This window comes from Acinetobacter sp. YH12069, from assembly GCF_013419675.1.
Classification (GTDB): domain Bacteria; phylum Pseudomonadota; class Gammaproteobacteria; order Pseudomonadales; family Moraxellaceae; genus Acinetobacter; species Acinetobacter amyesii.
Genome location: NZ_VOZS01000004.1, coordinates 230,988 through 240,322 on the forward strand (window position 1 = coordinate 230,988; position 9,335 = coordinate 240,322).

Genomic DNA, 9,335 nt, shown 5'->3' on the forward strand with positions numbered 1-9,335 from the left:
GTTAAAATTAGCTACAATGTATTTTTCTGCGAATTGCTGATTAAAGGATTTAATTTACATGTCAGATCAGAACGATAAGCTCAAACACTTGAAAACGTCTTCTATGGATCGACGCTTATCTATCGCAAAGGCATCGCTACTTGCGGGAACTCGTTGGGCAGCATCAAACGCCACTTCTATTTTTTCGAGTGAAGAAGAAAAAGAGAAAAAGCGTAAAAAAGCCATGAAAGATCAGGCTGAATATCTCGTCGCAGAAATTGGTAAATTAAAAGGTTCAATTGTAAAAATTGGGCAAATGATGGCGTTGTATGGTGAACATTTTCTACCTGAAGAAATCACCCAAGCCCTCAATACCCTTAACAATCAAACAGTCGCATTGGCATGGCCAGCCATCAAAGTACAATTACAAAATCAACTTGGCTCAAAACTTGATGATCTCGTGATTGATCATGAGCCGCTTGGTACAGCATCTTTGGCACAAGTTCATCGTGCAAAACGTAAATCTGATGGTTTAGAACTGGTATTAAAAATCCAGTATCCAGGTGTGGCAGATGCCATCGATTCGGATATGAATCTATTCAAAAACATGCTCAAACTGACACGAATGGTGCCTCAAACGCGTGAATTTGATCAGTGGTTTGATGAAGTTCGTGAAATGATGCATCGTGAAGTAAATTATAAAATCGAAGCAGATACCACTCGCCGTTTTGCAGCACGCTTAAAAGAAGACCCATGCTATATCGTGCCGCAAATCATTGAAGGTTATTCAACACCTCAAGTGCTGTGTATGACCTTTGAACGTGGTGTGCCGATAAACAGCCCAGTGATGCTGTCACTTCCTCAAGAGCGCCGTAATGCCTTAGGTGAAGCATCACTTGAAATTGCCGTACGCGAAATTTTTGAATGGGGTGAAATGCAAACCGACCCTAACTTCGGAAACTATTTGGTCCGTTTGGGCAATGGTGCGGATGTGCCCGATAAAATCGTACTCCTCGACTTCGGTGCGATCCGTCAGTTCGATGAGCATCTGTTAAGCGTTGCGCGTAATTTGATTACCGCGGGTTATCACCATAGCTCTGAGCAAATGGTCAAAGCGATGACAGGTTATGAGTTCTTTGATGGTATTCCACAAAGTATTAAACCCGATATGGCCAAAGTCTTTCTGTTAGCAACAGAGGCATTTAGTAGCACTGAAAATAACCCAGACATCCCTGCTGGTGTTATGGACGAACAACAACGCTATGACTGGAAAAAAAGCCAATTACATAGCCGTGTAATGCAACAAGCTTCAAAATCGATGGCATCTCGCTACTTCTCAGTTCCACCTAAAGAGTTTATGTTTATCAGCCGTAAATTTATCGGTGCATATACCTTTATGACCGTCATTGAAGCGAAAACCAATGTTCGTCGTATGATTCAAAAATATCAATAATCACTCAATGCACACTTCAAGACTTGGCTGACTCAAATGTCAGCCAAGTCAATTTTAAAATAAAAATCCTTTTAAGCCTTTTTACTTTTCTATTCTTAATTAATCATTTAGCTATCGAATCCCACCTAATCTCGCCGTTTATCTTTGACAATCATGCATGTCATTTATGACATGGTTTTTCTATCTTTGGCATGTCAGCATTAAATAAGAACAACGCAAATGGAAAACAACAATGACCAACATGGTAAACAAGGCACAAGGATTTGGACTCTCACTTTTAACGAAAATTGCCGGAAGTGATGTACTCGATCAGTTTAAACTGCGCAAATTTGTTGAAAAATCTTTGTATCAAAGCTCAAAAGCTGGTTTTAAAACCTTGAGCCAGACACAAAAAGCATTTCAGACCAACAAAGGTGTGCATAAGCAACGTTTGCCAAATCAACAAAAATCATTATTTGATTTAAACCTGACTGAAGAACAGCAAATGACTGCTGATGCGATGCAGCAGTTTGCCACAGAAGTTTTGTATCCACTTGCTCATCTAGCCGATCAAGAGGAAAAATTTCCTGAAGCGTTATGGCAACATATCCAAGATCTAGGTCTAAATTATTATGCCTTACCTGAAGATTTGGGTGGCGTCGCAGCAGAAAAAAACATCACTAGCAATATCTTAATTGCTGAACAACTAGCTGAAGGTGACTTTAGTTTAACAGCAGGTTTACTGTCGACATTTAGCTGTATCAATGCCATCACCCAATGGGGTTCAGAATCTGTTCAAGCAACCTACTTAGCAGCATTTGCAGATGATTCAGCCCTGCATGCAAGCTTTGCAGTTCAAGAGGCAACGGCGGCATTTAATCCCTATCAACTTAAAACTCAGGCAATTGCTGACGGCCAGCAGTATAAAATCAGTGGGGAGAAAACCTTAGTCCTTTTAGGTGAACAGGCAGATGTGCTCTTGGTGAGTGCCATGCTGAATGGGCAGCCTGAAGTTTTTATTGTGCAACGTGACCAGAGCATTAGCGCTAAAAAAACACCAGCTATGGGTTTAAAAGCCACTGAAACGGTAACTTTAAAATTTGATCAGACCCCTGCCCAACGCTTAGGCGATCAAGATTTCAATTACACCTCATTTATCGATCTTGGCAATTTAATGTGGTGTGCCATGGCTGTTGGTACCGCAACTGCAGTCAAAAAATATTGCATTCAATATGCAAACGAACGTACAGCTTTTGGAGAGCCAATTTCACATCGTCAAAGTGTGGCTTTTATGATTGCCGATATGGCAATCGAAATTGATGCCATGCATATGCTCATCCTAAACGCAGCAAGTCTAGCCGAAGCCGGCAAGCCATTTCATCGTGAAGCCTATTTAGCCCGCGTGCTATGTGCTGAAAAGTCGATGAAAATTGGGACCGATGGCGTGCAAATATTAGGTGGTCATGGCTTTACCAAAGAACATCCCGTAGAACGATGGTATCGAGACTTACGTGCCACAGCGATTCTTCAATCTGGCTTACATGCTTAATTCAGCAAAATAAAAACAAGGAAATGTCCATGAACTTACAAAATCCGAAAAAATTTAAATTGCTGATCGACCAAGCCCATGAAGTCGCATTAAATGTTCTACGTCCTATTTCACGTAAATATGACAAAGCCGAACATGCCTATCCTAAAGAGTTAGACATGTTATCTTCCCTCGTCGACGGTATGAATGATGGCGGAGATGGCATGAATGCAGGTGCTGCCGTCAATAAACGTGGTGACACAGACACTGGTAATAAAAACGGTGTCAATATGTCGACAGCCCTCAGTATCATCGAGATGTGCTATGGAGATACAGGCCTGTTGCTCAGTATGCCTCGACAAGGGCTTGGAAATTCGGCTATTGCAGCAGTAGCCAATGATGAACAACTAGAACGCTTAAAAGGAACTTGGGCCGCTATGGCCATTACAGAACCCAATTGCGGCTCTGATTCTGCTGCTATTCGGACAACAGCGACGAAAGATGGCGATGAATACATTCTCAATGGGGAAAAAATCTTTGTCACCTCGGGTGAGCGTGCTGATTCCGTGGTGGTTTGGGCAACGCTAGATAAAAAATTAGGCCGTGCAGCGATTAAATCCTTTGTTGTTGAAAAAGGTACGCTGGGCATGACTGTAGAACGCCTAGAACATAAATTGGGTATTAAAGCTTCTGATACGGCTGCCATTAGCTTTGTAGATTGTCGTGTCCCTGCTGCAAACTTATTAGGCAATGCTGAAATTGATGTAGCAAAGGGTTTTGCTGGGGTTATGGAAACTTTTGATAATACTCGCCCACTCGTTGCCGCGATGGCTATTGGCTGTGCCAAGGCATCTTTAGAGCGAATTAAAGAAATCTTTAAAGATGAATTAGATGAGCAGTATTCAACACCGATCTTACAAAGCTCGAATATTGCTGCACAAATATATCGAATGGAAGCAGACTGGGAAGCAGCACGTCTCCTCATGCTCAAAGCCGCATGGATGGCCGACAACAAAAAACCAAACTCACGTGAAGCATCCATCGCTAAAGCAAAAGCAGGCCGTGTTGGTAATGAAATCACATTAAAATGTGTAGAGCTCGCAGCGGCAGTCGGTTATAACGAAGATGAATTATTGGAAAAATGGGCACGTGATTCAAAAATCCTTGATATATTTGAAGGCACACAGCAAATTCAACAATTAATCATTGCACGACGTGAACTGGGTAAAAGTTCAAGCGAATTAAAGTAATTTTTTGCTTGCGTAATTTTAAACTTAGAGATGGATTTTTATATAGGATCAGTCTATAAACAATCCATCTTTTTGTTTTTCGATGATTATGTTTCAGACCCGACCACTTCAACTTGAAGACAATGCAAGCATTGCCAATGTCATTCGCACAGTTTCCAAAGAATTTGGATTAGCACCAGAATCAGGATTTGCCGTTGCAGATCCAATTTTAGATGATTTATATCACGTTTATGCACAAGCAAATGCACAATATTGGGTTATTGAAAATCAACACGGTACAATTTTAGGTGGTGGGGGCCTTTCTCCTTTAGTTGGAGACTCAAGCATTTTAGAAATCCAAAAAATGTATTTTATGCCTGAATTACGTGGTCATGGCTTAGCCAAAGATATTTTAGAACTTTGTTTTCAATTCGCCAAAGATCATAATTTTAAAGCGTGTTATTTAGAAACTACACATACACTTGGGCAAGCGGTGAAACTCTATGAAAAAGTAGGATTTGAACACTTACAAGCTCCCAAGGGCAATACAGGTCATAGCCAAGCATGCGAAATTTGGATGCTTAAAACGCTTTAAATAAAATTAGATTCTACAAATTTCACTGGAAAGATTTACAGCTTTATCAAATACAGTTATTTGATGAATGGATATTCTAGTTTTTTATAACTAAAGTTCTCGGGATTTGAATGTTCCCATAATCTTAATAAGTACCATGTTAAGAGAGAAATACTGATTCAATTAACACGATCTTTTTCTCTCTTCACTTAAAAAATCATGTAATTTGAGTACATTTCCATCAATTCTTACAATTTCACTGTACAGAGCATCTTAAGAAAATATTGACCTCTAAGTCTCCAGTTCATAATATCGCTTTAGAAATTACACTTAGCCATGATTATTTTAAAGTGAATATAAATGCAGAATGTTCTGAATAAAACTCGCCTTTCAACTCGTCTTTCGTCGCTCCTAAGCGCTCACAGCTTAAAGTTTTCAACTGTTATTATATCTGTAACCCTGATTTCTGGATGTTCATCACTAGGTGGTGGCTCTGTAGAAAAACGTGCAGTTAAACTTTCATCAGGGATCCAAAAGGCCTATTCAGTCAATCCTGAAACCGCAAATCGAGTGTCACCCTACATTGTGCAAACTGCCGATCAATACAACTTAGATCCTTTACTACTGGCTGCCGTTATTCGCCAAGAATCAACTTTCCGCCCTTATGTCAGTTCTCCTGCAGGTGCAGTCGGTTTAACTCAGGTGATGCCACGTTATTGGCAAGCAACATGCCCTGGGGATTTATATGACGAATTAACCAATATTAATTGTGGGTCATTTATTTTAACTAAATATAAAAATGCCGCTGGCAGCATGCCAAAAGCTTTAGCCTACTATAATGTCGGACCTACTGCTTATAACACCAATCGAAAAATGAAAAAACAAGGCAAACGTTATGCAAAACAAGTGAAGCAACATCAAAATAATTTAAAAAGTGCATTATAAAAGTAAAGTTCAATCCTATGACCTAGGATTGAACTTTCAATATATATCACAAATAATTGAATTTAATAGACTTAAATCACAAATATTAATCTAGAAATAATATTATATAATATATTTTAATGATCAGAAAATAAACAAACAGCACAGATATTTAATACTTATTTCGTCTTATGTAATCGTTTTTATATATTAAAATAATGGAATAATACATTAAATCTATTAATAAAAAAACTCTTATAAAACAACAACCCTAATGGAATTTCATATACAACAATTCTATAAAAAGTTTAAATATTCTACACAATACTACAACTACTAGCAGCCAAGAATCGTTTAAAGACCATTTTTACTTTATTTATTATTAACAATAATCAACCAGCTGATTTTTTTTAGCATTGTTTATTCATTATTTTTAGCTAATATCTTATACGTCAGTAAAACTATATTACTGATTAACATATAATTTATTGGGGTTAATAATGGCCAAATTATCTTTAAACGGTTTAACAGACATTGACGGTTTTATTGCTGCAGCTTTGGTTGACAGCGAAAGTGGCCTTGCTATGGCAACACAAGGCAATAACGACATCGACTTAGAATTAGCTGCTGCTGGTAATACCGAAGTTGTACGCTCAAAGCGTAAAGTTGCCAAAGCATTGAATTTAAATGACTCAATTGAAGACATTCTAATTACTCTAGGTAAACAATATCACTTAATTCGTCCACTCGACTCAAATGAAGCATTATTTCTTTACCTCGTTTTAGACCGTAGCAAATCAAACCTAGCTATGGCTCGCCATGAACTTAAACATTTCGAAAAAGAATTAGATTTTTCTTAATTTAAAGTTGGGTTATTTCACCTGAAATAACCCAGTTTTTTCTGGACAATTTCATGAATAGCACATTATATATTTCTATCTTTGGCTTAAATCTAAATGTTATCAATGACATTAAATCTATTATTTCAAATAAGCTATCTGAAACTTTTACTATTCATTGGACAAACATTGCAGATTCGAAACTCCAAGTCCTATTAATCAATGATGACTTTATCGACCTGCCGAATATAAATAATATAAGGCACGAAGCTTTAATCATACTTAAACTTAAAAAAAATGAATTGAAAGCAAATCAAATCGAACACGATACCCTGTTTTTACCCCTAACAAATACCAATCATTTTGAGCATTGGTTAGAGCATTTAGTTGCGTTAAGGTTCCGTGCTATTAATCCTGTAAATGTGTCCAATCCTGTAGTTGTTCAAGACATAAAACCTAAATTAAATGCACTCCAGATCTCACAGGTTTTTAAAGATTTAAATAAACATCAACGTCAACTATTGCTTTTAGATCAAAAACCAATCGCACTCATTGATAACTTAAGCAACGAGTTTTGGATAGAACAAAATATACAAATCACACAAAATTCCGAATTCACACTCATTCCAGCAGATACCAATACAGTAGTCACTTTTAAATATGGGTTGGAATCAATAAATTTACAGCATGGATTATGGCAATTTGTTTGGGATTACCTAGATGATACTCCCCCCAATTACACAAGCCACTATAAACTTTTGCATTGGCCACAGCCTATGCATTGTGCTGAGCGACAATCACTATTGAAAATATCCGCTTTTTTTATGGAAGGCAGTTCTACTCAATATATTGCTGAACAAATACATTTAAGCCAAAACTTTATTAATCGATATTTATTTGCATCCCACATAGCTCAAATCATAGAAGAGATACCGGCCATGGCGACTGTCTATCATAGCCAAAAAGCAGCTCAAGAATCTTCAAAACCACTACAGAGTTTTTTCCGTAGTCTTCGAAAAAAATTAGGAATCTAAAATTTCATTATGATTTTACAGCAATACAAGATCGTATTTGCCGGAACGATGGGTGCCGGAAAAACCACTGCTATTCAAAGTATTTCTGATATTCCTGTACTGAGTACAGAAGCGCTGAATACTGATCAAAATGCACATCAAAAAATGTTGACTACAGTTGGGATCGATTATGGTGAACTTACTCTCGCCGATGGTACTAAACTTGGTTTATATGGTACGCCGGGCCAAGAAAGATTTAACTTTATATGGAATACCATTTGTAACGGCGCGATTGGTACAATTATTATGATTGATCATACACATGACCATCCAATTCAGCAGCTGAATGATTATTTAAATTATTTTTCTGAAAATAATGAAAACATCATCATCGCGATTACGCATTTAGACAGTACGCAGTATAAATCCACCAAACTTTATAAAGAATGGCAGGATTCACAACAAATACATCACCCGATTTTTTATATCGATGCTAGAAATAAAAAAGACATTCTTTTTATTCTAGAAGCACTTATTGCAAAAGCTGAAGTTCAACTTTCAATCTAATGAAGATATTATGAATACAGCAATTCGTACAACACGTTCAGCACCACTACAGCTTATTGAACATGCACATAAACTCATGAAGGAGTTAATTTCTGATGTGTCCGGTGTTGAATATATGATGTTATGTTCAACTGATGGTTTTGAATTAAAATCTATAGAAAAGAAAAATATTGAAAATTCTGGAAAACTTGCAGCTGTAAGCAGTTCAATCTTAGCAATGGTTCAAGCTTTTACTAATGAAATTAATTTAGTCGGTTGTCAAACCATTACATTAGATGCAGAAAATGGTAAAGCATTACTCACAGCGATCTCTCACCCTCAGCACCCTATGATATTAGTTGTCTTGACATCAAAAAATGTATTATTAGGGCAATTATTATATTCTTTAAAAAGAGTGAGTAATGAACTAAGCGAATATCAACTGTCAAATACATTCGCCTAGTCCGATTCAAATTATTTCATCGATTCACGCATTTTATCTTCATCAAAATATTGTGCAAATGATGCAATACGTTTTTCAACAACTGGATTTTTCATCAGGTTCTCAGCTGCACGATTCCCCAATAGTTCAAATGCTTTACCCAAAGCATTTGTTCCTTCATTTTCTGTAACAGCTTTGATTTCAGCATTACAACGTTTAGTAAATAAATCTTGAAATAAATTTGCCATATTTTTATCAATTTTTTGCATCTCAGCGGACGTCACTTTACTATATTTAGAAATTTCTGGATGTGCTGAAAATGCCAAATAAATCCAAGCCGTTAAGTTCTGACTCTCTTCTGCTGAAATTTTATTTACCAAACATTCACTTAGTTTATCCTGATACACACCAGCTGTAGTATTGAAAGAAACAAATGCAAATAAAACTGTAGCTAATAATTTTTTTAAAAACATCTTAAATACCCTATATATTATTAATGAGACAAACGATTTTATTATATTGATTTATTACACATTTTCATTAGCAAAAGATTTTAAAATGATATAAATGGATTGAGCATTTTAGTTTTATTTTCTTTAAATATCTCTCGTTTTCCTATTTTTTGAATTTGCTTCTCTTATTATTTTTCTATTTTGATAACTTTCTCTTTTTCCCCGCATAAAAAAAACACCCCCTGAGATATCAGGGGGTGTTTCGAATAATGAGCTGGCGATGACTTACTCTCACATGGGTAACCCCACACTACCATCAGCGCTAAGAGGTTTCACTTCTGAGTTCGGGAAGGGATCAGGTGGTTCACTCTTGCTAT

10 protein-coding genes and 1 rRNA gene are annotated in these 9,335 nt (G+C 36.9%); 9 read left to right on the forward strand and 2 right to left on the reverse strand.

The features are described 5' to 3' along the window. The first annotated feature begins 58 nt into the window (after positions 1–58). From FTU16_RS03870 to FTU16_RS03910, 9 genes are all read left to right on the forward strand, one after another. Positions 59–1,432 carry an AarF/ABC1/UbiB kinase family protein gene (locus tag FTU16_RS03870; protein WP_180162739.1) on the forward strand — a complete coding sequence of 458 codons (1,374 nt, stop codon included), beginning with the start codon at positions 59–61 and terminating at the stop codon, positions 1,430–1,432. A gap of 241 nt (positions 1,433–1,673) precedes the next feature. Beyond that, positions 1,674–2,960, forward strand: coding sequence for an acyl-CoA dehydrogenase family protein (locus FTU16_RS03875; RefSeq protein ID WP_180162749.1), 1,287 nt, complete (start codon positions 1,674–1,676; stop codon positions 2,958–2,960). Between the two features lie 29 nt (positions 2,961–2,989). Continuing rightward, positions 2,990–4,189, forward strand: coding sequence for an acyl-CoA dehydrogenase family protein (locus tag FTU16_RS03880; protein WP_180162740.1), 1,200 nt, complete (start codon positions 2,990–2,992; stop codon positions 4,187–4,189). Between the two features lie 88 nt (positions 4,190–4,277). After that, positions 4,278–4,763 (forward strand): GNAT family N-acetyltransferase, encoded by a 486-nt coding sequence (locus FTU16_RS03885; RefSeq protein ID WP_180114292.1) that lies wholly within the window; start codon positions 4,278–4,280, stop codon positions 4,761–4,763. A 339-nt stretch (positions 4,764–5,102) separates the two neighbouring features. Then, complete coding sequence (locus tag FTU16_RS03890) at positions 5,103–5,687, forward strand: lytic transglycosylase domain-containing protein (RefSeq protein ID WP_078191033.1); 585 nt, start codon at positions 5,103–5,105, stop codon at positions 5,685–5,687. A gap of 479 nt (positions 5,688–6,166) precedes the next feature. Further along, the gene (locus FTU16_RS03895) at positions 6,167–6,526 is read left to right on the forward strand and encodes a roadblock/LC7 domain-containing protein (protein WP_078191034.1); all 360 of its coding nucleotides are present in this window, start codon (positions 6,167–6,169) and stop codon (positions 6,524–6,526) included. 53 nt (positions 6,527–6,579) lie between these two features. Beyond that, the gene (locus FTU16_RS03900; RefSeq protein WP_180162741.1) at positions 6,580–7,539 is read left to right on the forward strand and encodes a hypothetical protein; all 960 of its coding nucleotides are present in this window, start codon (positions 6,580–6,582) and stop codon (positions 7,537–7,539) included. Positions 7,540–7,548: 9 nt separating this feature from the next. Next, positions 7,549–8,085 (forward strand): ATP/GTP-binding protein, encoded by a 537-nt coding sequence (locus FTU16_RS03905; RefSeq protein WP_180012489.1) that lies wholly within the window; start codon positions 7,549–7,551, stop codon positions 8,083–8,085. Positions 8,086–8,095: 10 nt separating this feature from the next. Beyond that, positions 8,096–8,527 carry a roadblock/LC7 domain-containing protein gene (locus FTU16_RS03910; RefSeq protein WP_180162742.1) on the forward strand — a complete coding sequence of 144 codons (432 nt, stop codon included), beginning with the start codon at positions 8,096–8,098 and terminating at the stop codon, positions 8,525–8,527. Positions 8,528–8,538: 11 nt separating this feature from the next. Here the strand turns inward: FTU16_RS03910 and FTU16_RS03915 are convergent, their stop codons facing one another. Further along, positions 8,539–8,979, reverse strand: coding sequence for a hypothetical protein (locus FTU16_RS03915; RefSeq protein WP_078191038.1), 441 nt, complete (start codon positions 8,977–8,979; stop codon positions 8,539–8,541). Between the two features lie 251 nt (positions 8,980–9,230). Further along, positions 9,231–9,335 (reverse strand): 5S ribosomal RNA (rrf, locus tag FTU16_RS03920); the annotation flags it as partial.

Excerpts from the sequence above, each read along its gene's own strand:
- FTU16_RS03905 (WP_180012489.1), top strand. The coding sequence starts at position 7,549 with ATGATTTTACAGCAATACAAGATCGTATTTGCCGGAACGATGGGTGCC.
- FTU16_RS03885 (WP_180114292.1), top strand. The coding sequence starts at position 4,278 with ATGTTTCAGACCCGACCACTTCAACTTGAAGACAATGCAAGCATTGCC.
- FTU16_RS03870 (WP_180162739.1), top strand. The coding sequence starts at position 59 with ATGTCAGATCAGAACGATAAGCTCAAACACTTGAAAACGTCTTCTATG.
- FTU16_RS03895 (WP_078191034.1), top strand. The coding sequence starts at position 6,167 with ATGGCCAAATTATCTTTAAACGGTTTAACAGACATTGACGGTTTTATT.
- FTU16_RS03900 (WP_180162741.1), top strand. The coding sequence starts at position 6,580 with ATGAATAGCACATTATATATTTCTATCTTTGGCTTAAATCTAAATGTT.
- FTU16_RS03880 (WP_180162740.1), top strand. The coding sequence starts at position 2,990 with ATGAACTTACAAAATCCGAAAAAATTTAAATTGCTGATCGACCAAGCC.
- FTU16_RS03875 (WP_180162749.1), top strand. The coding sequence starts at position 1,674 with ATGGTAAACAAGGCACAAGGATTTGGACTCTCACTTTTAACGAAAATT.
- FTU16_RS03915 (WP_078191038.1), bottom strand. The coding sequence starts at position 8,979 with ATGTTTTTAAAAAAATTATTAGCTACAGTTTTATTTGCATTTGTTTCT.
- FTU16_RS03890 (WP_078191033.1), top strand. The coding sequence starts at position 5,103 with ATGCAGAATGTTCTGAATAAAACTCGCCTTTCAACTCGTCTTTCGTCG.
- FTU16_RS03910 (WP_180162742.1), top strand. The coding sequence starts at position 8,096 with ATGAATACAGCAATTCGTACAACACGTTCAGCACCACTACAGCTTATT.